Origin of the sequence: Pseudomonas sp. P1.31, assembly GCF_001269815.1 — a bacterium.
Lineage (GTDB): Bacteria > Pseudomonadota > Gammaproteobacteria > Pseudomonadales > Pseudomonadaceae > Aquipseudomonas > Aquipseudomonas rustica.
This window is the reverse complement of sequence record NZ_LHVN01000044.1, coordinates 89,370-109,615: the sequence shown is the minus strand read 5'-3', so window position 1 is coordinate 109,615 and position 20,246 is coordinate 89,370. Positions and strand designations below refer to the sequence as shown.

Below are 20,246 nucleotides of genomic sequence, written 5' to 3'. Positions count from 1 at the left end.
CCGGGCAGAATTCTTGAGGACGCTGGCGAAGATCGCGCGGCGCTCGTATTCAACAAGCGGAGGACACTCGAAATGACCACCCTGACTCGTGCCGACTGGGAACAACGCGCCCGCGACCTGAAAATCGAAGGCCGCGCCTATCTCAACGGCGAATACACCGACGCCGTCTCCGGCGAGACCTTCGAGTGCATCAGCCCGGTCGATGGCCGTCTGCTCGGCAAGATTGCCAGCTGTGACGCCGCCGACGCGCAGCGCGCTGTGGAAAACGCCCGCGCTACTTTCAATTCCGGCGTGTGGTCGCGTCTGGCACCGACCAAACGCAAAGCCACCATGATCCGTTTCGCCAGCCTGCTCAAGCAGCACGCCGAAGAACTGGCCCTGCTCGAAACCCTCGACATGGGCAAGCCGATCAGCGATTCGCTGTACATCGACGTTCCGGGCGCGGCGCAAGCGCTGAGCTGGAGCGGTGAAGCGATCGACAAGATTTACGACGAAGTGGCAGCGACGCCGCACGATCAGCTCGGTCTGGTAACCCGCGAGCCCGTCGGTGTGGTCGGTGCGATCGTGCCGTGGAACTTTCCGCTGATGATGGCCTGCTGGAAGCTCGGCCCGGCGCTGTCGACCGGTAACTCGGTGATCCTCAAGCCGTCGGAAAAATCCCCGCTGACCGCCATCCGCATCGCCGCGCTGGCCGTTGAAGCCGGCATTCCGAAAGGCGTGCTCAACGTGCTGCCGGGCTACGGTCACACCGTTGGCAAGGCGCTGGCCCTGCACAACGATGTCGACACGCTGGTGTTCACCGGTTCGACCAAGATCGCCAAGCAACTGATGATCTACTCTGGCGAATCGAACATGAAACGCGTCTGGCTCGAAGCCGGCGGCAAGAGCCCGAACATCGTCTTTGCCGATGCGCCGGATCTGCAAGCTGCAGCTGAGTCCGCTGCCAGCGCCATCGCCTTCAACCAGGGCGAAGTCTGCACCGCCGGTTCGCGTCTGCTGGTCGAGCGTTCGATCAAGGACAAATTCCTGCCAATGGTGATCGAGGCACTGAAAACCTGGAAGCCGGGCAATCCGCTGGATCCGGCCACCAACGTTGGTGCGCTGGTCGACACGCAGCAGATGAACACCGTGCTGTCGTACATCGAATCCGGTCACACCGATGGCGCCAAACTGGTCGCCGGCGGCAAGCGCATTCTTCAGGAAACCGGCGGTACTTACGTTGAGCCGACGATTTTCGACGGCGTGAGCAACGCGATGAAGATTGCTCAGGAAGAAATCTTCGGACCAGTGCTGTCGGTTATCGCTTTCGATACCGCTGAAGAAGCCATCCAGATCGCCAACGACACGCCGTATGGCCTGGCCGCTGCGGTGTGGACGCAAGACATCTCCAAGGCGCACCTGACCGCCAAAGCGCTGCGCGCCGGTAGCGTGTGGGTCAACCAATACGACGGCGGCGACATGACTGCACCGTTTGGTGGCTTCAAGCAGTCGGGCAATGGCCGTGATAAATCGCTGCATGCGTTCGACAAATACACCGAGCTGAAAGCGACGTGGATCAAGCTGTAAGCCGTTAGCGAGGATCTGGTCGCGAGAACAGATCCTCCAGACGAAGCAGATCCCCTGTGGGAGCGAGCCTGCTCGCGAAAGCGGTGTAACAGTCAGCCTATGTGCTGAATGTGAAACCGTTTTCGCGAGCAGGCTCGCTCCCACATTTGTTTGATGTGACCTCAAAAAATAATTATCCACAGGAGCGTGGAACATGCGTTGGGCGACGTATTTCGCCGTGTTGGCGTCTGTCTTGAGTGTCGGCCTGGCCCTGGGGGTCAGCATGCCGTTGGTGTCGTTGCGTCTGGAGGGCTGGGGTTACGGCGCCTTCGCCATCGGTGTGATGGCGGCGATGCCGGCGATTGGCGTGTTGCTCGGCGCGAAGATTTCCAGTCATCTGGCGGCGCGCTTCGGCACGGCGAATCTGATGCGCCTGTGCCTGTGGGCCGGGGCGTTGTCGATCGGCTTGCTGGCGCTGCTGCCGAGCTATCCGATCTGGTTGGTGCTGCGCCTGATGATCGGCGTGATCCTGACCATCGTGTTCATCCTCGGCGAAAGCTGGATCAATCAACTGGTGGTCGAGAACTGGCGTGGTCGCTTGGTGGCGCTGTATGGCAGCAGTTATGCGTTGAGCCAGTTGTCTGGCCCGTTACTGCTGGGCGCGCTCGGCACTGAAGATGATTACGGTTTCTGGGTTGGCGTCGGCCTGCTGCTGGTTTCGCCATTGCTGTTGTTGGGTCGCAGCGGTGCGCCAAGCAGTGAAGCGAGCAGCGTGACCTTCCGCGACCTATGGGGATTTGCGCGCGATCTGCCGGCGATTGCCTGGGCGGTGTCATTGTTTGCCGCGTTTGAGGCGATGATCCTGACGCTGCTGCCGGTGTATTGCCTGCAACAAGGCTTCACCGCCGAGATCGCTTTGGCGATGGTCAGCACCGTGGTGGTCGGTGATGCGTTGCTGCAACTGCCGATTGGCGCATTGGCCGATTACCTGTCGCGGCGCACGCTGTTTGCAGGTTGTGCGGTGGTGTTGATGCTGTCGAGTCTGGCGATTCCGCTGTTGCTCGATACGCTGCTGATCTGGCCGCTGTGGGTGCTGTTTGGCGCCAGTGCTGGCGGCTTGTTTACGCTGTCGCTGATCTTGATTGGCGAACGTTACCGCGACGATGCGCTGGTGCGGGCGAATGCGCATATCGCACAACTGTGGGGCGTGGGTTGTTTGATCGGGCCTTTGGCGGCGGGGGCGGGGAGTCAGTGGATCAGCGGGCATGCGTTGCCGCTGTTGATGGCGATCGGGGCGTTTGGGTTGGTGATATTGCTGTTGCGCCAAGGTGCATTCGGCCCGGTGACAGAACCTGCTTGACCCCGACTCTGAATCGAGTGATTACCTTGTGGCGAGGGGATTTATCCCCGATGGGCTGCGAAGCGGCCCCAAAATATTCGGTGGTTCAGATATATCGAGTTCACCGGTTTTGCGACTGCTGCGCAGCCGATCGGGGATAAATCCCCTCGCCACAAAAGCCCTCTAGAGCAGAGTTCTCTGTTTGATTACAACATGCGTTCCAGGCCGACGCTGGTGCTGAACCACGCATTAAACCGTCGCCACCAACTCCCCGGCTCTTTGCTCAGCGTATGCATCTGGCCATTGTCTTCAGTGACCCAGACGATGTTCCCATCCTGCAATTTCGCCTGATAGCTCAACGCCGGCGCCATACCCTGCAACGCCAACTCACGCACATGCTCAGCCAGCTCTGGACTGTCCACCAACACCCCGACCTCGGTATTCCACAACACCGAGCGCGGATCAAAGTTGAACGAGCCGATAAACGATTTCTGTCGATCAAAAATCATCGCCTTGCTGTGCAAACTCGAGTCCGAGCCACGGAACGACTTGCTGTAAAACACATGCGGGCCGCTGCCATCGTTATCCCCAGGCTGGCGCCGCAACTCATATAGCTTCACACCGTGTTCCAGCAGCGCCTTGCGATACGGCGCATAACCGCCATGCACCGCCGGCACGTCGGTGGCTTCCAGTGAGTTGGTCAGCAGGCTCACGGAAACACCTGCATCGGCGCGCCCGGTCAGATAGACCAGCCCCGGTTGCCCCGGCACAAAGTACGCCGAAATCATGATCAGCTCTTTGCTGACGTTCTTCAGTTCCGGCGCCAGTTGTGTGGTCAGCAGCAAGTGCGGATCCGGCTCATCCTTGGCCAGCACCTTGCTCGGCGCGTCCCACAGCGCCTGATTCCACGCCCAGATCAGTTCGTTGCGCCAGATGTCCATGCGCGGCTCGGTGGTGAAGGTCATCAACTGCTGATACAGCGCGTGATTCTGTTGGCGGGTTTCTTCCAGCGATTCTTCCAGGCGCGTGCGGGTGTTCTGCAAGTCCTTGGCCGACGGTTTGCTGGAGAGAAATTCATCGATCGGCTTGCTCAGCGCGCTGTTCCAGTACTGATCGAAACTATGCCCGAGCTGCTCGGCTACCGGCCCCATGCTGAGCATGTCGATGTCGGTGAAATTCAGGTTCGGCTCGGCATCGAAATACTCGTCGCCCAGATTGCGCCCGCCGACGATGGCCGCGCTGTTATCGGCCAGCCACAATTTGTTATGCATGCGCCGGTGCTGCAGCGACAGGTTGAACAGGCGCCCGGCCGCGCGGGTGACGCCGGTGCTGCGGCCCAGATGCAGCGGGTTGAACAGGCGTATCTGGATCTGCGGATGCGCCGCCAGCGTGGCGATGATCTGGTCGAGACCGTCGCTGGTGGTGTCGTCGAGCAGAATGCGTACGCGCACGCCACGGTCGGCAGCCTTGAGCAGTTCCTCGACGAGCATTCGCGTGCTGACGCCGTCGTGGACGATGTAGTACTGCAAATCGAGGCTGACCTGCGCGTGGCGGATCAGCTCGGCGCGGGCAGTGAAAGATTCGGTGCTGTTGGACAGCAGGCGGAAGCCGGAGCGGCCTTCATACGGCGCGGCCTGAGCCTGAATCGAACGGCCAAACGCCGAGCTGCTGGCCGGCAAGGCCTGGCTGGGTTCGCGTTGCACATCGACACTGGCGCAGCCGGCGAGCGACAACACGAAGATCAGAAGCAGGAGAGGGCTGGATCGCAAGTCGGATCATTCCGCGTGTGAGTAGGGATCGGAGTATGGCACGGGTTATGACCGTCATCGGCGGCGTTTGATTCAGGAAAAATCTGCCGTGGGGAACCGCCCGGTTTGAGCGCTGTGTAGGCAATGGCCGACGGGCAGGAAAAGAGAAATTTTGAAGTAGGGCATTTCTCCTACTCCTGTCAGCTACGGCCTCAGGCGAATTTTCTCTGGGTGCTTTGTAACTTCGTCTTACATCGGAAGCGGGGGCAAATCGCAATAATGGCCGGGCGTTGTCAGGCAAGAAATTTCGCTATTTCTCGCCAGACAGAACGCTACTTGCTGTCGTCCTTTTAATTCTTACGGAACGAGAATTTCTCATGAAAAAGCTTTTCATCAGCGCCACGGTGGTGGCTACATTGTTGCCTGCTCTTGCCCTCGCAGAAAGTGCCAGCCTCACGGTTAGCGGCACGATTATTCCGACGGCGTGTACGCCAAGTTTTGACGGAGGCAGCGTTGTCGATATGGGCAAGATTTCGGCGGCGGATCTGAACGCCAATACGCAAACCGAGCTAGAGCTGAAAGACATTACCCTGACAATGAACTGCAACGGTCGCGTGCCGGTGGCGGTGAAGGTGCATGACAATCAGGCGTCGACACAGCTGCAAGGCATCACCATCGACGGTCGTGCCGAAGACATGTACATCTACGGCATGGGCGCCGCCAGCGGTGTGAAGATTGGTGGTTATGGGCTTCGTCATGGCACGCCGAACGTGGATGGTACCGCTATGAGCCTCATGTACCAACAGGGTGGCGGGATTGGCGGTCCGACGTGGAATCAGCCGAGTGCGACACTTGTGGGTAAGAATGCCTCCAGCGGTGGTTATCTGCATTATTCCTGGGGCCGCAGCGTTGCAGAGGGCCCTAGCAGTGGTGTCACGCACTCACTTCCAATGACACTGGTTCCAGTCGTCGGCCCGGCGAATGCGCTGCCTACAGGCTCGGACATCACTCTGGACGGCTCCGCGACGTTCGAGCTGGTTTACCTCTGAGTCCAGGGATGTCGTGAGCACACTCTCGACCTGATCAAACACGCGCCGCAGTCCTTGCGGTGCGTCGTTTTTCTGCGCCACAGGCGCACCTTTTTACGTTTGTGTTTCAACGATGGGCCCTTGCGCCGACGGTGCGAAAAATGGGGCGCCAGGGAATCGTCATGCCTCAAATTCAACGTTTTTCAACCACCGCCCTGATGGCGGTGCTGCTTCTATCGAGCGCAACATCCGTGGCCGACGCCGCGGGCATGGTGCCGCAAACGCCGATCCTGATTCTCGAAGAGTCCACCGGCGAAGCGAGTATCAACATCACCAACACTGAACCGCTCCCGGCTCTCTTGCACACGAGCATTGAAAATGTCCCGGAAGACACCGAGCTGCTGTTGCTGCTGACCCCGCCAGTAGCTCGGGTGGAAAGCGGTGGCACGCAACTGGTGCGATTCATTCTGCGCAGCGCTGAGCCGCTGCAAACCGAGCGCCTGAAACGGGTGATTTTCGAAGGCATTCAGCCGCTGGAAAAGGGCAGCAACGCGCGGGTCAGCCTTACCGTAAAACAGAACATTCCCGCGATTCTGCGCCCGAAGAATCTGCCCATCGAACGCCAGCCATGGACGCTGCTGAAGTGGTCAGTGCAGGACACCCAACTGCAGGTCAGCAATCCCAGCCCCTACGTGGTGCGGCTGGCTAATACCGTCAATCTGTTGCCCGGCGAGGCCCCGGTGGATCTGGGCCGCAGCTACATTTTGCCCGGCGAAAAACTGCGTCTGACGTCCGCATCGCCGCTGCCCGCGACGGCGACTCAAGTGCGTCTGTACCCGGCGACGATGTACGGTTTCGCTGCCGGCAATTTCGATGCGCCACTGGTGACCGGTGAATGAGTTACCGTCACAGCCTTGCGCTGCTCAGCCTGTTGGCGTCGGCGAACAGCTTGGCCGACTCGGTCACTTTCGACCCGAACGTCTTGCGCGCCCGTGGGCTCGATCTGCAACTGGCGGAATACTTTCAGGACGCGCCGCGCTTTCAGCAGGGGACGCATTCGCTGCTGCTCAGCGTCAACGGTGTGCCGAAAGGACGAGTGCTGGCGACGTTCGACGAGCAGGGCGAGTTGTGCACCACCGAAACGTTGCTCGAACAGGCAAATATGCGCGTCGAGGCGTTGCCGAACCTGGAGTGCAAGCGCTTCGTCGACAGCTTCGACGGCGTGATCGCGCGGCTTGATCCGGGTAAGGAACAGATCGAACTGCTGCTGCCCACCGGGCTCGTGGCGCCCACGGCTGCGGCGCGTCGCAACTACGCGCACGGTGGTAGCGCTGCGCTGTTCAACTACGACGCGCTGGTGCTGGGTAACGAATACGTTGGCCAGACCACACACTACCGCAGCCTCAACACCGAGCTGGGTTTGAACATCAACGACTGGGCGCTGCGCAGCCGTCAGTCTTACGCGGCGTTCGAGGGCAGCAGCCAGACCGAGCATCTGTATGCCTACGCTTCGCGCACCTTCGAGTCGCTGCAAACCAACCTGCAACTCGGTCAGCTCAACATGGCCTCGCCATTGTTTGCCGGCGAGGCTTTCACCGGTGTGCAATTGCAGCCTGAAGCCGCATTGGGGGAGCTGGAAGCAGACAGTGAAGGCGCCCACGTCGAAGGCATCGCCTATTCCGCCGCTCGGGTCGAGGTTCGGCAGAACGGCGCGTTGATCTACACCACGCTGGTGCCGCCGGGGCCGTTTTCGCTGGTGGGTTTGCCGCTGCTCAGCCAGAGCCTGGATCTGGAAGTCACCGTGTACGAAGAGGATGGCCAGCAACGCAGTTTTATCGTTCCCGGCGACAGCCTTGGTGGTTTGGCGCCGGGCCGCCAGCCGGGTTTCGCGGTGACGGCGGGACGTGTTCGTCGCTATGCCCGCGATGATCGCGACGCGCCTGATTTCGTCGCCGCGAGCAAGGATTGGCGTTTGGCCGCCGGCGAGCAACTGACGGCGGGCGCGATGCTCGGCAGCGACTATCAATCGGCCGGGATGGCGCTGCAGATTCCGTTATTGCCGCGCACAGCGCTGGGACTGCGTCAGGTGGTGTCCCGCGCCCGTCGTGAAGATAAGTTGGGCGCGCAGTTCCAGCTCAGCCTGAGCACGGCGCTGACCGAGCGCGTTTCGGCGAACCTGTCGGTCACCCAACAGGTGCAGGGTTTTCGCACGTTGTCCGATACCACGTGGAATCGCGACACCGATCAACCGGATCAACGCATTCGCAACCAGATGACCCTTGGACTCAGCGGCGCGAGCCTATTGCTGGGATCATTTTCCGGTGGATTTTCACGCTTCACCGATTTTGAAGACGACACCAGTTCGCGCCTCAGCGCCTCGTGGTCACGAATGTTTCAGCGCACCAGCGTGTCGTTGAGTCTTGAGCGTGACATGGGCGGTTCGGCGCATGACAGCCGTGGTTTTGCGACCTATCTGACGGTTAGCGTGCCGATGGGTCGCAGCGGCGCGCTGCGCAGTTTTGTCCGCAAGGACGACCTCAGCGGCACCCGCAGCGGCTTGCGTCTGAATCAGCAGATCAACGACGCCGTGGCCTACAGCGCCACGGTTGAGCGCCCGGAAAACGGCGAGGCGGATGTCAGTGGCCGGCTCAACTTGCTGCCGCGTTACACCCAGATTGATCTGGGTTATTCGCAGCGCGGCTCCGGTTCGACCGGTTACGACTTCGGCGCGCGCGGCGGCGTCGCGTTGCACAGCGAAGGCCTGACCTTATCGCCCTACACCGTGCGCGAGACCTTTGCCCTGCTCAAGGCCGGGGATGCCGCCGGGGTCAAGTTGCGCACGCCTTACGGGCCGGTGTGGACGGACGCCGCCGGGCGCGCGGTGGTGGCCAGCGTGCCGGCCTATCGCAACACGCGGGTGGAGATCGACACCGCGAGCCTGGCGCGCAATGTCGACGTGCTCAACGGCTACCGCGAGATCGCAGCGGCGCGCGGTTCGGTGCAGCGGCTGGAGTTTCAGATGGCCACGTCCCGGCGCGTTTTACTGCACGCACACACGGCCGATGATCAAGTCGTCGGCAAGGGTTTCGGGGTGTTTGATGAGCAGGGCCGCTACGTCACCAGCGTGCTCGATGACGGACGGATTTTTCTTTCCGACATTCAGGCGGACGCTGCGCTGCATGTGCAAAAGGCCGATGGCTCTCGCTGTCATCTGACCTTCGAACTGGCTGAGGAAGCCGATCCCGATGAGCTTTACGAATCTGCGTCCGCGCGTTGCAGCGAGGCATGATTGAGGAATTATCCGATGACTGTTTTCAACGTTTCGACCGTGGCAATGCTGTGGCTGTGCTGCACGGCGGCGTGGGCGCAGGACCAAGCTTGCGAGGTGCGAGTCAGTCCGCCAGCGTTTGATTTTGGCCTGACCGACCGGGGCGCGTTGTTGCAGCAAAGTGCCGGTGCCAATGAACTGAGTTTTGGCAGTCGCCGGGTGCAAGTGCAGGTTATCTGCGAGCAGGCGTCACCGCTGACATTGCGCTTCGATGCGCCGGGGGCTGACGCCGAGCGTTATCGCTTCGGCATTGGCACGTTGCGGCTGAAAGTGATGGCGGTGCGCGTCGACGGTGTTGTCACGCAAAGGGCAGGGGAGCACGACGTGTTGCGGCCCAGCGAGCGTCTTCTGCCGCTGCTGGCGAGCGGCAGACGCCTGGAGGTTGAGTTCGAGGTTGAGGGGCAAATCAGCAGCGAGGCCAGTCGGGTCGCGGATCTGACCCGACTGGACGGCGAAGGCGTGTTCAGACTGGACTGAGCTCGGACTCGGCAAGCAGTTTGATCGCCGCCGCACCGACCTTGCGCACCGCCTCTTCAATCAGCGCTGTCGGTTTAGCCGCGTAGTTCATGCGCAGGCAATTGCGGTACTTGCCCGAGGCGGAAAAGATGCTGCCAACAGCAATCTGTACGCCTTGATCAAGCAGCGCACGATTCAGTTTCAGTGTGTCGAAACCTTCCGGCAATTCCACCCACAACATGAAGCTGCCCTGTGGACGGCTGGCGCGAGTGCCGGCGGGGAAATAGCGCGTCACCCAATCGATCATCACGTCGCGATTGCGCTGGTATTGCGAGCGCATCCGCCGCAAATGCGGTTCGAAATGGCCGGATTTGAGAAATTCGGCGATGGCGATCTGCGGCTGCGGCGCGGTCGATCCGGTGCTGATGTATTTCATGTGCAGCACGCGCTCGAGGTATCGCCCCGGCGCGACCCAACCAATCCGCAGCCCCGGCGCGAGAGTCTTGGAAAACGAACTGCAGAGCAGCACGCGGCCGTCTTCGTCGAAGGATTTGATCGTGCGCGGGCGCGGGTAGGTGTAGGCCAGTTCGCCATAGACGTCGTCTTCGATGATCGCCACGTCGAAGCGTTGGGCGAGGGTGAGCAGCGCGCGTTTGCGCGACTCCGGCATGATGTAGCCGAGCGGGTTGTTGCAGTTCGGGGTGAGCTGGATGGCTTTGATCGGCCATTGTTCGAGCGCCAGTTCCAGCGCTTCAAGGCTGATGCCGGTGAGCGGGTCAGTGGGGATTTCCAGGGCTTTCATGCCCAGACCTTTGAGGGTCTGCATGGCGCCGTGGAAGCTCGGCGAATCCACCGCGACGATGTCGCCCGGCTCGCAGATCGCGTGGATGCTGGTGGACAAAGCTTCGTGGCAACCGGTAGTCACGACCAGATCGCTGGCGCTCAACTGGCAGCCGGAATCGAGCATCAACCGAGCAATTTGTTCACGCAGTTCGAGGGTGCCGTGGATGTTGTCGTAATACAGACCGGGCATGTCTTGGCGACGGCTGATGCGGGCGAGGCCGCGCAACAACGGTTTCATCGTTGGCGTGCTGATGTCGGGCATGCCGCGACCGAGTTGCACGACGTCCTTGCGCGGTACCGCGCGAATCAATTCCAGCACCTGATCCCATTGCGAAATTTCCACTGGCCGCTGCGCCGGACGGCCGACGGCGGGCAACTCCGGCAACTCACGGCCGACCGGCACAAAGTAGCCGGACTTGGGTTTCGGCGTGGCCAGTCCGCTGTCTTCGAGCATGCGATAAGCCTGCTGCACCGTGCTCAGGCTGACCCCGTGTTCGACGCTCAAGGCGCGCACCGACGGCAAGCGGTCGCCGGGGCGATAGAAGCCTTGTTCGATGCGCGTGCCGAGCAATTCGGCGAGGTTTACGTAGAGGGTCATGGCGCTGCCTCGGTGCAGGTGATTCGGAAGACCAGTACAGATGCGAGAAAAATCGTCAATTCAGTCTGCAAAGCGGTAAATCTGTATGGAATTAATACAGTCGCTTTGAATCTGTAATGGTTTTGCTCGCCCGCGCATCATGGAATCTCTGGCTACCCAAGTAAACAGGAGCGACAAAAATGAACGGCTTGAGCGATGTGCGGCTGACGTTACACAGTCAGGAACTGGCGGCAGGGCAGAAGGAACGTGCGCGCAATGAGATCATGCGTAACGCACCGTCCGGCCTGAGCCGCTGGGGTCTGATGTGGCATCGCCTGCACACGCGCAGGGCGTTGCTGAACCTGACGGCGGATCAGCTCAAGGACATCGGGTTGACGCGTGAGCAGGCGCAGGAGGAGGGGTTGAAGCCGTTCTGGCAGATCTGAGATCTGTATTGTTCTTGCCGGCCCTTTCGCGAGCAAGCTCGCTCCCACAGGGGATCTATGGTGGATGGGAAACTTGTGTCCACTGAAGATTAATGTGGGAGCGAGCTTGCTCGCGAAGGCGTTCGTAGGGTCGCTGAAAAGTTGTCAGACCAACTCTTTGAGGCGATGCCACAACATCCCCAACGCCAACAACGGCGAGCGCAAATACTTGCCACCCGGGAAAGTGATGTGCGGCACCTTGGCAAACAGATCAAAGCCACCGCCGTGCTGCCCGCTGATCGCCTCAGCCAGCAACTTGCCCGCCAGGTGCGTGGCATTCACCCCGTGTCCGGAATAGGCCTGGGCGTAATACACGTTCGGCTGGTCATTGAGCCGGCCAATCTGCGGCAAACGGTTGGCGCCGATGCCGATCATCCCGCCCCACTGATAATCAATCTTCACGCCCCCCAGTTGCGGGAACACTTCCAGCATCTTCGGCTGCATATACGCCGCGATGTCTTTCGGATCGCGCCCCGAGTAATGGCAGGCACCGCCGAACAGCAAGCGACGATCCGCCGAGAGTCGGTAGTAATCCAGCGCCACTCGCTGATCACAGACCGCCATGTTTTGCGGCAGCAGGTTGTGTGCCTGCTCTTCGCTCAACGGTTCGGTGGCAATGATGTAGCTGCCGGCGGGCAAAACCTTGCCGCTGAGTTGCGGATTCAGGTCATTCAGATAAGCGTTGCAACCGAGCACCAGCGTCTTCGCCCGCACCGAACCTTGGGCGGTGTGGACTTTGACTTCCGGGCCGTAATCGATACGGGTCACTGCCGAGTGTTCAAACAGCTTCACACCCAATTGCTGCGCCGCCGCTGCTTCGCCCAGAGCGAGATTGAGTGGATGCAGATGCCCTGAACCCATGTCGATCAAACCACCGACATAGCGCTTGGAGCCGACCACCGTGTGCATCTCGTTGGCTTGCAGCAAACGGGTTTCGTAGCGATAGCCGAGGCTGCGCAACTCTTCGGCGTCTTCGGCAAAACTTTCGAGGTCGGATGGTTTGTTGGCGAGGTCGCAGTAGCCCCAAGTCAGGTCGCAGGCGATCTGAAAACGCTCGACGCGCTGGCGGACGATTTCCACCGCTTCCAGGCCCATCAGTTTCATCTCGCGTACGCCGTCGCTGCCGACGACGTTGGCGAACTGATCGAGACCGTGGCCAACGCCGCGAATCAACTGCCCGCCGTTACGACCGCTGGCGCCCCAGCCGATCTTGTGCGCTTCCAGCAACACCACGCTGAGTCCGCGTTCAGCCAGTTCCAGCGCCGTGTTCAACCCGGAAAAACCGCCGCCGACCACGCAGACGTCGGCCACCACGTCGCCTTGCAGCAGCGGATGATCCGGCTGCGGCAAGCTGCTGGCGGCGTAGTAAGAGGCAACGTGAGGTTGGCTCGCGGAGGTGTGGGCGCGGGCGGTCATGGGCGTCATCCTGAGACGGGGGTGTCGAGAAAATTTGACGGAGCATAAGCCGCACGCCCGAACGGGGGCAACACTGGTCGGCCTGCGGTGTCTGGATCACGGCTTTTGCGGCACAATTGCCGCCTATTTCACCTTGGTTACCGTTTCGATGAGCTGCAACAGCCAGACAGTCCGCACCTTGCGCCAGCAAATCCCCTCGTTCGAGTGCGTGCCCGGCTGCCACGATTGCTGTGGGCCGGTGACCACCTCGCCGGAAGAAATGGCCCGTCTGCCGCGCAAGACCCGCGCCGAGCAGGATGCCGCGATGGAAGAGTTGAACTGCGTGCACCTGGGGCCGAATGGCTGCACGGTGTATGAAGAGCGGCCGTTGATCTGCCGGTTATTCGGCACGACCAAGACTTTGCCTTGCCCGAACGAGCGGCGGCCGGTGGAGCTGATTCATCCACGGGTGGAGAAGCAGATTTTCGAGTACATGGCGGCGAATCGGCAGGTGCTGGTCTAAAAGATCGCAGCCTTCGGCAGCTCCTACAGAGAAATGCATCATGATCGTTCCCACGCTCTGCGTGGGAACGATCGTCGCGGTGCTCAATCTGGAATCGGCAGGCTCAAGCTCTCCTTAACCTCTTCCATCACGATATAACTCTTCGACTCCCGCACATGCGGCAGCTTCAGCAGAATGTCGCCCAGCAACTTGCGGTACGAGGCCATCTCGGAAATCCGCGCCTTCACCAGATAGTCGAAATCCCCTGACACCAAATGGCATTCCAGCACGTGCGGCAACTTCAGCACCGCGCGGCGGAACTCTTCGAAAGTGTCGCCGGATTTGTAGTCGAGGCTGATCTCGACGAACACCAGCAAGCTACCCTTCAAGTGCTGCGGATTGAGCCGGGCGTTGTAGCCCATGATGATCCCTTCGCGCTCCAGACGCCGCACGCGCTCGGTGCACGGCGTGGTCGAGAGCCCGACCTTTTCGCCCAGTTCGGTAAAGGAAATCCGCCCGTCCGCCTGCAGGATCCGCAAGATGTTGCGGTCGATCTTGTCCAGCTCACGTTTGGTCTGAGTGTTGGTACGCATAGGGGATGCGCCTCCGTGAAAAGGGTTTTTGCCGAGAATTGTCGCCAAATATAGGCGCTTATATAGTGAAAAGCACTGGCATTTCTTTTTTACACTGCGCGCATCATTGCTCTAACAACAGACGTACGCGGCCCCGCCGCGATGAGGGATACAAAAATGCGCGTAATGGTCTTGGGTAGCGGCGTCATCGGTACCGCCAGTGCTTACTATCTGGCCCGTGCCGGGTTCGAAGTAGTGGTGGTCGACCGGCAGCCGGCTGCGGCCATGGAGACCAGTTTCGCCAACGCCGGCCAGGTCTCGCCGGGCTACGCCTCGCCATGGGCCGCGCCGGGCGTACCGCTGAAGGCGATCAAGTGGCTGCTGCAACGCCACGCCCCTCTCGCGATCAAAGCCACCGCCGACATCGACCAGTACCTGTGGATGGCGCAGATGCTGCGCAACTGCACCGCCAGCCGTTACGCGGTGAACAAGGAGCGCATGGTGCGTCTGTCCGAGTACAGCCGCGACTGCCTCGACGAATTGCGCGCCGAAACCGGCATCGCCTACGAAGGCCGCAGCCTCGGTACGACTCAACTGTTCCGCACCCAGGCGCAGCTTGATGGCGCCGCCAAAGACATCGCCGTGCTGAAAGAATCCGGCGTGCCGTTTGAAGTCCTCGACCGCGCCGGCATTGCCCGCGTCGAGCCGGCGCTGGCGGGTGTCACTGACATCCTCGCCGGTGCCCTGCGCCTGCCGAACGACCAGACTGGCGACTGCCAGATGTTCACCACGCGCCTCGCCGAAATGGCGGTGAAACTCGGTGTCGAATTCCGCTTCGGCCAGGACATCCAGAAACTCGACTACGCCGGTGATCGCATCAACGGTGTGTGGATCGACGGCAAGCTGGAAACCGCCGACCGCTACGTGCTGGCGCTCGGCAGCTACTCGCCGCAACTGCTCAAGCCGCTGGGCATCAAAGCCCCGGTGTATCCGCTCAAGGGTTACTCGCTGACCGTGCCGATCACCAACCCGGCGATGGCGCCGACGTCGACTATTCTCGACGAGACCTACAAGGTCGCGATCACCCGTTTCGACAACCGCATCCGCGTCGGCGGCATGGCCGAGATCGCCGGTTTTGACCTGTCGCTGAACCCGCGTCGCCGCGAAACCCTGGAGATGATCGTCAACGACCTTTATCCTCAGGGCGGTAATCTGGACGAAGCGAGTTTCTGGACCGGTCTGCGTCCGACCACGCCGGATGGCACGCCGATCGTTGGCGCCACGCCGTTCAAGAATCTGTTCCTCAACACCGGTCACGGCACGCTCGGTTGGACCATGGCATGCGGTTCCGGTCGTTTGCTGGCCGACCTGATGGCGAAGAAAAAGCCACAGATCAGCGCCGAAGGCCTCGATATTTCCCGTTACGGCAACAAAATTCAGGAGTCCGCAAAACATGTCAATCCAGCGCCAGCTCACCAATGAGCGCATGAGTCAGATCGTCAGCCACAACGGCACTGTGTACTTGGCCGGGCAGGTCGGCGACGACTTCAACGCCGGGATTGAACAGCAGACCCGCGACGTTCTGGCCAATATCGAGCGTTTGCTTGATCTGGCCGGGACCGACAAACAGCATCTGTTGTCGGCAACGATTTACCTGAACGGCATCGATGAGCACTTCGCCGGGATGAACTCGGTGTGGGATCAGTGGCTGCCAAAAGGCGCCGCCCCGGCCCGCGCGACCGTTGAGGCGAAAATGGCTAAGCCGAGCATTCTGGTAGAGATCTCTATCGTCGCCGCGCTGCCGTAACTGTTGTAAAGATCCCTCTCCCGGCGCTGTTGGCGGTTCACGTCGTCAGTCGGCGCCGGTTTTTATTCCCATGACCGCCTAGAAGTCTGCCGCCATGCGTCCTGCCCGTGCCCTGATCGACCTTCAAGCCCTGCGCCACAACTACCGAATTGCCCGCGAAGTCACCGGCGCCAAGGCGCTGGCGGTGATCAAGGCCGATGCGTACGGACATGGCGCGGTACGCTGCGCCCAGGCGCTGGAAGCCGATGCCGACGGTTTTGCCGTGGCTTGCATCGAAGAGGCTTTGGAGCTGCGCGCCGCTGGTATTCGTGCGCCGGTGTTGTTGCTGGAAGGCTTTTTTGAAGCTGATGAGCTGGCGCTGATCGTCGAGCATGATTTCTGGACGGTGGTGCACTCGCTTTGGCAGCTCGAAGCGATCGAGCAGGCAGCGCTGAGCAAGCCGATCACCGTGTGGCTGAAGCTCGATTCGGGCATGCACCGCGTCGGGTTGCATCCAAAGGATTATCCGGCGACTTATCAGCGTCTGCTGGCCAGCGGCAAAGTGGCGAAAATTGTGTTGATGAGCCACTTCGCCCGCGCCGATGAACTGCACGCGCAGAGCAGCACCGAGCAAGTCGCGGTATTTGAAGCGGCGCGTCAGGGCTTGGCGGCTGAAGTCAGCCTGCGCAACTCGCCCGCTGTGCTTGGCTGGCCGCAGATTCATAGTGATTGGGTGCGTCCGGGCATCATGCTCTACGGCGCGACCCCGTTCGAAGAAGCCAATGCTGTTGCCGATCGTTTGCAACCGGTGATGACCCTCGAATCGAAAGTCATCAGCGTGCGCGAACTGCCGGCCGGTGAGCCGGTGGGCTATGGCGCCAAATTCATCACCGACAAACCGATGCGCATTGGTGTGGTTGCCATGGGTTACGCCGACGGCTATCCGCGTCAGGCGCCGACCGGCACCCCGGTTCTGGTGGCGGGCAAACGCAGTCGCATTATCGGTCGCGTGTCGATGGACATGCTTTGCATCGATCTTACCGATGTGCCGGAAGCCGGTCTCGGTTCGACCGTTGAGCTCTGGGGGAAAAATATCCTCGCCAGTGAAGTGGCGAAGTGGGCCGACACCATCCCGTACCAGATCTTCTGCAACCTGCGCCGGGTGCCAAGGCTCTATTCCGAGGGTTGACGCCGCTGCGGGGGCCAAGTGTTGTAAATACTGAACGCTGTCGCCATGATAACGCTCAATATTCTTACAACATCAGGAGGCTCGCGCCTTGGACGTCGGTGAACGACTGCAATCGATCCGCAAGCTCAAAGGGCTTTCCCAGCGTGAACTCGCCAAACGCGCGGGCGTCACCAACAGCACCATTTCGATGATCGAAAAGAACAGCGTCAGCCCTTCGATCAGTTCGCTGAGGAAGGTGCTGGGCGGCATTCCCATGTCCATGGTCGAGTTCTTTTCCGAAGAAATCCTGCAGGAAGTTCCGACCCAGATCGTCTATAAGGCCAACGAGCTGATCGACATTTCCGACGGCGCCGTGACCATGAAACTGGTCGGCCGCGCGCACCCCAGCCGCGCCATCGCGTTCCTCAACGAAATCTACCCGCCGGGCGCCGATACCGGCGAAGAAATGCTCACCCATGAGGGCGAAGAAACCGGGATTCTGGTGGAAGGTCGTCTGGAATTGGTGGTGGGCCTTGAAACTTTTATTCTCGAAGCCGGCGACAGCTACTACTTTGAAAGTACCAAGCCGCATCGTTTCCGTAATCCGTTCGACTTGCCTGCGCGACTAATCAGCGCAGCCACGCCGGCAAACTTTTAAACCAAGAGGCGCCAGGCCACTACGGCAAAGGCACCCAAGCTGTTTTACCGATGCGCAACAAGACCCCTTTAATCATGGGGTTGTTTCAGTGTGGCGGGCTACCCGCTATACTTGCGCCCGCCTGCGAACCGTGGCCGCAGGCGTGAATAGCCACCATTGAGGGTGAACGCGTGAACCTAATTATGAAAATGCTGGCTGCACCAGCAACCGTACTGGCCCTCTGGGCTGTCAGCGCTCAAGCTGCGACGAATGACGACATTGCCAAACGCCTCGAGCCTGTCGGCCAGGTGTGCGTTCAAGGTCAGGAATGCAAAGGGATGGAAGTGGCTGCGACTGCCGGCGGCGGTGGCGGTGCGAAGACTCCGGATGAAGTGATTGCCAAACATTGCAATGCTTGCCACGGTACCGGGTTGTTGGGTGCGCCGAAAATTGGTGACGCGGCAGCCTGGAAAGACCGCGCCGATCATCAGGGCGGCCTCGACGGCCTGCTGGCAAAAGCCATTACAGGCCTGAACGCCATGCCGCCAAAAGGCACCTGCGCTGATTGCTCGGATGACGAGTTGAAAGGCGCGATCCAGAAGATGTCCGGCCTGAAATAAGCTGCGCTTCTGATGAAAAAAACCGTCTTCGGACGGTTTTTTTGTGCCTGCGATTCAGGGTCTGGGCTGTTCATTGCAGCAAAGTAGCGGCAATCTCGGTCTACCCCTATTCACGGAACGGGCAGGAGGCTTCAGATGGTGCAGTTGTGTTCGATCGAACAAGCAGTGGACGACGTGCTGGCGCGCTTGCCGGCGCATATCCACATGGGCATGCCGCTGGGCCTGGGCAAACCCAATCACTTCGTCAACGCGCTGTACCGGCGGATCAAAGGCCTGCCCGAGCGGCAGCTGACGATCTACACCGCGCTGTGCCTCGGCCGCCCGGCGTTGGGCGATGGCTTGCAAAAGCGCTTCATCGAACCCTTCGTCGAGCGCGTCTTCGGTGACTACCCGGAATTCGATTTCCTCGCCGACCTGCACCGCGACAGCCTGCCCGCCAACATCCGCATCGAACAGTTCTTCATGCAGCCCGGCAGCCTGCTCAACAGCGCGCCGGCCCAGCAGGATTACGTCAGCAGCAACTACAGCCATGCCGCCCGCGACATCAACGCCGCCGGGCTGAATCTGGTGGCGCAGTTATTGGCCAGCAGCAGCGAACACCCGGATCGCCTGAGCCTGAGCTGCAACCCCGACATCACCCTCGACCTGTTGCCGATGATCGCCAAGCGCCGCGAAGACGGGGAGACCATTTTGCTGGTCGGCCAAGTGCACACCGATCTGCCGTACATGCCCGGCGACGCCGAAGTCGACATCGACACCTTCGACCTGCTGATCGACGAGAAGGACAGCAGCACGCTGTTTTCCACGCCGAACATGCCGGTGGGGTTTCAGGACCATTTCATTGGTTTGCACGCGAGTACGCTGGTGCGCGACGGCGGCACGTTGCAGATCGGCATCGGTTCGATGGGTGATGCGCTGACTGCCGCGTTGCTCGCACGTCAGGCGGATAACGCCGGTTATCAGGCGTTGCTCGACGACATCAACCTCAGCCAGTGGGCACAGTTGATCAACCGCGAGGGCGGCACCGGGCCGTTCGCCAAAGGCCTGTACGGTTGCAGCGAAATGTTCGTCAACGGCCTGTTGGTGCTGGCGGATGCCGGGATCATCCGGCGCAAGGTCTACCCCGATGTGCCGACGCAGGAGCAGGCCAACGCCGGCACCCTCGACGAAGCGGCGCAAACCGACGGCATTTCCGTGCACGGCGGTTTCTTCCTCGGCCCGCGCAGTTTTTACGAGCGACTGCGCGAGTTGCCGCTGAGCAAACGCCTCGAATTCAACATGACCCGCATCAGCTACATCAACGAGCTCTACGGGCAGGAAGAACTCAAGCGCTTGCAGCGCCTCGACGCGCGATTCATCAACACGGTGTTCACCATGACCTTGCTCGGCGCTGGCGTGGCGGATCAACTGGAGGATGGACGAGTACTCAGCGGAGTAGGCGGGCAGTACAACTTCGTCGCGCAGGGCCATGCGTTGCACGACGCGCGCTCGATCCTGATCCTGCGCAGTTGGCGTGAATCCGGCGGCGACGTCAGCTCCAACATCGTCTGGGAATACGGCCACTGCACGATCCCACGGCATCTGCGCGACATCGTCGTGACCGAATACGGCATCGCTGATCTGCGCGGTAAAACCGATGCCGTAGTGATCGAGTCATTGCTGAATATCAGCGATTCACGTTTCCAGCAGGGCCTGATCGAACAAGCGCAAAAAGTCGGCAAACTGCCAAAGGATTTCCGCCTCGATCCGCGCTTCACCGAGAACACGCCGCAGCGTTTGCAAGCCATCGCCGCACGGCACAAAAACCTGTTTCCGGAGTACCCGCTGGGCTGTGATTTCTCCCCGATCGAACGGGATTTGCTGCGGGCGCTGAACTGGCTAAAAAGCAAATTCAAACTCACCGAAATCCTCGAACTGGGCAAAGCCGCCCTCGACGCCCCCGAGGCATCGCTCTACCCCGAACACCTCGAACGCATGCAACTCACAAACCCGGAAGGCCTGAAAGAAGACCTCTTCCAGCGCCTGCTGCTCACCGGCCTAAAAGCCACCACCCAAACCCCGTAGGAGTTGCGGCACGCTGCGATCTTTTGAACCTGATCTTTAAAAAATCAAAAGATCGCGGCCTCGTTTCACTCGTCAGCTCCTACACGGGGATTGCGGAGTACCCGAACAACTGTGGGAGCGGGCTTGCTCGCGAAAGCGGTGGATCGGTCAAAA

General features: G+C 60.5%; 18 protein-coding genes. 14 read left to right on the top strand and 4 right to left on the bottom strand.

The window, feature by feature from the left end; translation table 11 throughout:
• Nucleotides 1-72 precede the first annotated feature (72 nt).
• The gene (locus tag AD669_RS26515; protein WP_053125023.1) at nucleotides 73-1,566 is read left to right on the top strand and encodes an aldehyde dehydrogenase; all 1,494 of its coding nucleotides are present in this window, start codon (nucleotides 73-75) and stop codon (nucleotides 1,564-1,566) included.
• A gap of 193 nt (nucleotides 1,567-1,759) precedes the next feature.
• Nucleotides 1,760-2,905, top strand: coding sequence for an MFS transporter (locus AD669_RS26510; RefSeq protein WP_053125021.1), 1,146 nt, complete (start codon nucleotides 1,760-1,762; stop codon nucleotides 2,903-2,905).
• A gap of 185 nt (nucleotides 2,906-3,090) precedes the next feature.
• On the opposite strand, the gene AD669_RS26505 is transcribed toward AD669_RS26510, so the two are convergent.
• Nucleotides 3,091-4,653 carry a phospholipase D family protein gene (locus AD669_RS26505; RefSeq protein ID WP_053125019.1) on the bottom strand — a complete coding sequence of 521 codons (1,563 nt, stop codon included), beginning with the start codon at nucleotides 4,651-4,653 and terminating at the stop codon, nucleotides 3,091-3,093.
• Between the two features lie 356 nt (nucleotides 4,654-5,009).
• On the opposite strand from AD669_RS26505, the gene AD669_RS26500 reads away from it, so the two are divergent.
• The 4 genes from AD669_RS26500 (at nucleotide 5,010) to AD669_RS26485 (ending at nucleotide 9,465) form a co-directional block, all read left to right on the top strand.
• Nucleotides 5,010-5,681 carry a DUF1120 domain-containing protein gene (locus AD669_RS26500; RefSeq protein WP_082341504.1) on the top strand — a complete coding sequence of 224 codons (672 nt, stop codon included), beginning with the start codon at nucleotides 5,010-5,012 and terminating at the stop codon, nucleotides 5,679-5,681.
• A 161-nt stretch (nucleotides 5,682-5,842) separates the two neighbouring features.
• The gene (locus AD669_RS26495; protein WP_082341503.1) at nucleotides 5,843-6,559 is read left to right on the top strand and encodes a fimbria/pilus chaperone family protein; all 717 of its coding nucleotides are present in this window, start codon (nucleotides 5,843-5,845) and stop codon (nucleotides 6,557-6,559) included.
• A complete protein-coding gene (locus tag AD669_RS26490) occupies nucleotides 6,556-8,949 on the top strand; it encodes a fimbria/pilus outer membrane usher protein (RefSeq protein WP_053125016.1) in 2,394 nt (797 codons plus the stop codon). The genes AD669_RS26495 and AD669_RS26490 overlap by 4 nt, the downstream gene beginning before the upstream one ends.
• Before the next feature lie 15 nt (nucleotides 8,950-8,964).
• Nucleotides 8,965-9,465, top strand: coding sequence for a hypothetical protein (locus AD669_RS26485; RefSeq protein WP_053125014.1), 501 nt, complete (start codon nucleotides 8,965-8,967; stop codon nucleotides 9,463-9,465).
• On the opposite strand, the gene AD669_RS26480 is transcribed toward AD669_RS26485, so the two are convergent.
• Nucleotides 9,452-10,885 carry a PLP-dependent aminotransferase family protein gene (locus AD669_RS26480; RefSeq protein ID WP_053125012.1) on the bottom strand — a complete coding sequence of 478 codons (1,434 nt, stop codon included), beginning with the start codon at nucleotides 10,883-10,885 and terminating at the stop codon, nucleotides 9,452-9,454. The genes AD669_RS26485 and AD669_RS26480 overlap by 14 nt on opposite strands.
• 179 nt (nucleotides 10,886-11,064) lie before the next feature.
• Between AD669_RS26480 and AD669_RS26475 the strand changes: the two genes are divergently transcribed.
• Nucleotides 11,065-11,310, top strand: coding sequence for a DUF1127 domain-containing protein (locus AD669_RS26475; RefSeq protein ID WP_053125010.1), 246 nt, complete (start codon nucleotides 11,065-11,067; stop codon nucleotides 11,308-11,310).
• Between the two features lie 144 nt (nucleotides 11,311-11,454).
• On the opposite strand, the gene AD669_RS26470 is transcribed toward AD669_RS26475, so the two are convergent.
• Nucleotides 11,455-12,765: an FAD-binding oxidoreductase gene (locus AD669_RS26470; protein ID WP_053125008.1), complete on the bottom strand. Its 1,311-nt coding sequence runs from the start codon at nucleotides 12,763-12,765 to the stop codon at nucleotides 11,455-11,457.
• A 148-nt stretch (nucleotides 12,766-12,913) separates the two neighbouring features.
• Between AD669_RS26470 and AD669_RS26465 the strand changes: the two genes are divergently transcribed.
• Nucleotides 12,914-13,267, top strand: coding sequence for a YkgJ family cysteine cluster protein (locus tag AD669_RS26465; protein WP_038359217.1), 354 nt, complete (start codon nucleotides 12,914-12,916; stop codon nucleotides 13,265-13,267).
• Between the two features lie 83 nt (nucleotides 13,268-13,350).
• Here the strand turns inward: AD669_RS26465 and AD669_RS26460 are convergent, their stop codons facing one another.
• Nucleotides 13,351-13,839 carry an Lrp/AsnC ligand binding domain-containing protein gene (locus AD669_RS26460; protein ID WP_003177284.1) on the bottom strand — a complete coding sequence of 163 codons (489 nt, stop codon included), beginning with the start codon at nucleotides 13,837-13,839 and terminating at the stop codon, nucleotides 13,351-13,353.
• Between the two features lie 156 nt (nucleotides 13,840-13,995).
• Between AD669_RS26460 and dadA the strand changes: the two genes are divergently transcribed.
• The 6 genes from dadA to AD669_RS26430 all read left to right on the top strand — a co-directional run bounded on the left by dadA (nucleotide 13,996) and on the right by AD669_RS26430 (nucleotide 20,093).
• Nucleotides 13,996-15,300, top strand: a complete 1,305-nt coding sequence (gene dadA, locus AD669_RS26455; RefSeq protein WP_053125006.1) for a D-amino acid dehydrogenase — start codon at nucleotides 13,996-13,998, stop codon at nucleotides 15,298-15,300.
• Nucleotides 15,272-15,625, top strand: coding sequence for a RidA family protein (locus AD669_RS26450; protein WP_053125004.1), 354 nt, complete (start codon nucleotides 15,272-15,274; stop codon nucleotides 15,623-15,625). Before dadA ends, AD669_RS26450 begins: the two co-directional genes overlap by 29 nt.
• Before the next feature lie 94 nt (nucleotides 15,626-15,719).
• Complete coding sequence (gene alr / locus AD669_RS26445) at nucleotides 15,720-16,793, top strand: alanine racemase (protein ID WP_053125002.1); 1,074 nt, start codon at nucleotides 15,720-15,722, stop codon at nucleotides 16,791-16,793.
• Nucleotides 16,794-16,881: 88 nt separating this feature from the next.
• Complete coding sequence (locus tag AD669_RS26440; RefSeq protein ID WP_008086779.1) at nucleotides 16,882-17,430, top strand: cupin domain-containing protein; 549 nt, start codon at nucleotides 16,882-16,884, stop codon at nucleotides 17,428-17,430.
• 182 nt (nucleotides 17,431-17,612) lie between these two features.
• The gene (locus AD669_RS26435) at nucleotides 17,613-18,029 is read left to right on the top strand and encodes a cytochrome c5 family protein (RefSeq protein ID WP_053125000.1); all 417 of its coding nucleotides are present in this window, start codon (nucleotides 17,613-17,615) and stop codon (nucleotides 18,027-18,029) included.
• A 135-nt stretch (nucleotides 18,030-18,164) separates the two neighbouring features.
• Nucleotides 18,165-20,093, top strand: coding sequence for an acetyl-CoA hydrolase/transferase C-terminal domain-containing protein (locus tag AD669_RS26430; RefSeq protein WP_053124998.1), 1,929 nt, complete (start codon nucleotides 18,165-18,167; stop codon nucleotides 20,091-20,093).
• Nucleotides 20,094-20,246: the final 153 nt, after the last annotated feature.

What these genes read in the sequence shown, in the direction of transcription:
- AD669_RS26515 (WP_053125023.1), top strand. Translation starts at nt 73, where the DNA reads ATGACCACCCTGACTCGTGCCGACTGGGAACAACGCGCCCGCGACCTG.
- AD669_RS26510 (WP_053125021.1), top strand. Translation starts at nt 1,760, where the DNA reads ATGCGTTGGGCGACGTATTTCGCCGTGTTGGCGTCTGTCTTGAGTGTC.
- AD669_RS26500 (WP_082341504.1), top strand. Translation starts at nt 5,010, where the DNA reads ATGAAAAAGCTTTTCATCAGCGCCACGGTGGTGGCTACATTGTTGCCT.
- AD669_RS26495 (WP_082341503.1), top strand. Translation starts at nt 5,843, where the DNA reads ATGCCTCAAATTCAACGTTTTTCAACCACCGCCCTGATGGCGGTGCTG.
- AD669_RS26490 (WP_053125016.1), top strand. Translation starts at nt 6,556, where the DNA reads ATGAGTTACCGTCACAGCCTTGCGCTGCTCAGCCTGTTGGCGTCGGCG.
- AD669_RS26485 (WP_053125014.1), top strand. Translation starts at nt 8,965, where the DNA reads ATGACTGTTTTCAACGTTTCGACCGTGGCAATGCTGTGGCTGTGCTGC.
- AD669_RS26480 (WP_053125012.1), bottom strand. Translation starts at nt 10,885, where the DNA reads ATGACCCTCTACGTAAACCTCGCCGAATTGCTCGGCACGCGCATCGAA.
- AD669_RS26475 (WP_053125010.1), top strand. Translation starts at nt 11,065, where the DNA reads ATGAACGGCTTGAGCGATGTGCGGCTGACGTTACACAGTCAGGAACTG.
- AD669_RS26470 (WP_053125008.1), bottom strand. Translation starts at nt 12,765, where the DNA reads ATGACCGCCCGCGCCCACACCTCCGCGAGCCAACCTCACGTTGCCTCT.
- AD669_RS26465 (WP_038359217.1), top strand. Translation starts at nt 12,914, where the DNA reads ATGAGCTGCAACAGCCAGACAGTCCGCACCTTGCGCCAGCAAATCCCC.
- AD669_RS26460 (WP_003177284.1), bottom strand. Translation starts at nt 13,839, where the DNA reads ATGCGTACCAACACTCAGACCAAACGTGAGCTGGACAAGATCGACCGC.
- dadA (WP_053125006.1), top strand. Translation starts at nt 13,996, where the DNA reads ATGCGCGTAATGGTCTTGGGTAGCGGCGTCATCGGTACCGCCAGTGCT.
- AD669_RS26450 (WP_053125004.1), top strand. Translation starts at nt 15,272, where the DNA reads ATGTCAATCCAGCGCCAGCTCACCAATGAGCGCATGAGTCAGATCGTC.
- alr (WP_053125002.1), top strand. Translation starts at nt 15,720, where the DNA reads ATGCGTCCTGCCCGTGCCCTGATCGACCTTCAAGCCCTGCGCCACAAC.
- AD669_RS26435 (WP_053125000.1), top strand. Translation starts at nt 17,613, where the DNA reads ATGAAAATGCTGGCTGCACCAGCAACCGTACTGGCCCTCTGGGCTGTC.
- AD669_RS26430 (WP_053124998.1), top strand. Translation starts at nt 18,165, where the DNA reads ATGGTGCAGTTGTGTTCGATCGAACAAGCAGTGGACGACGTGCTGGCG.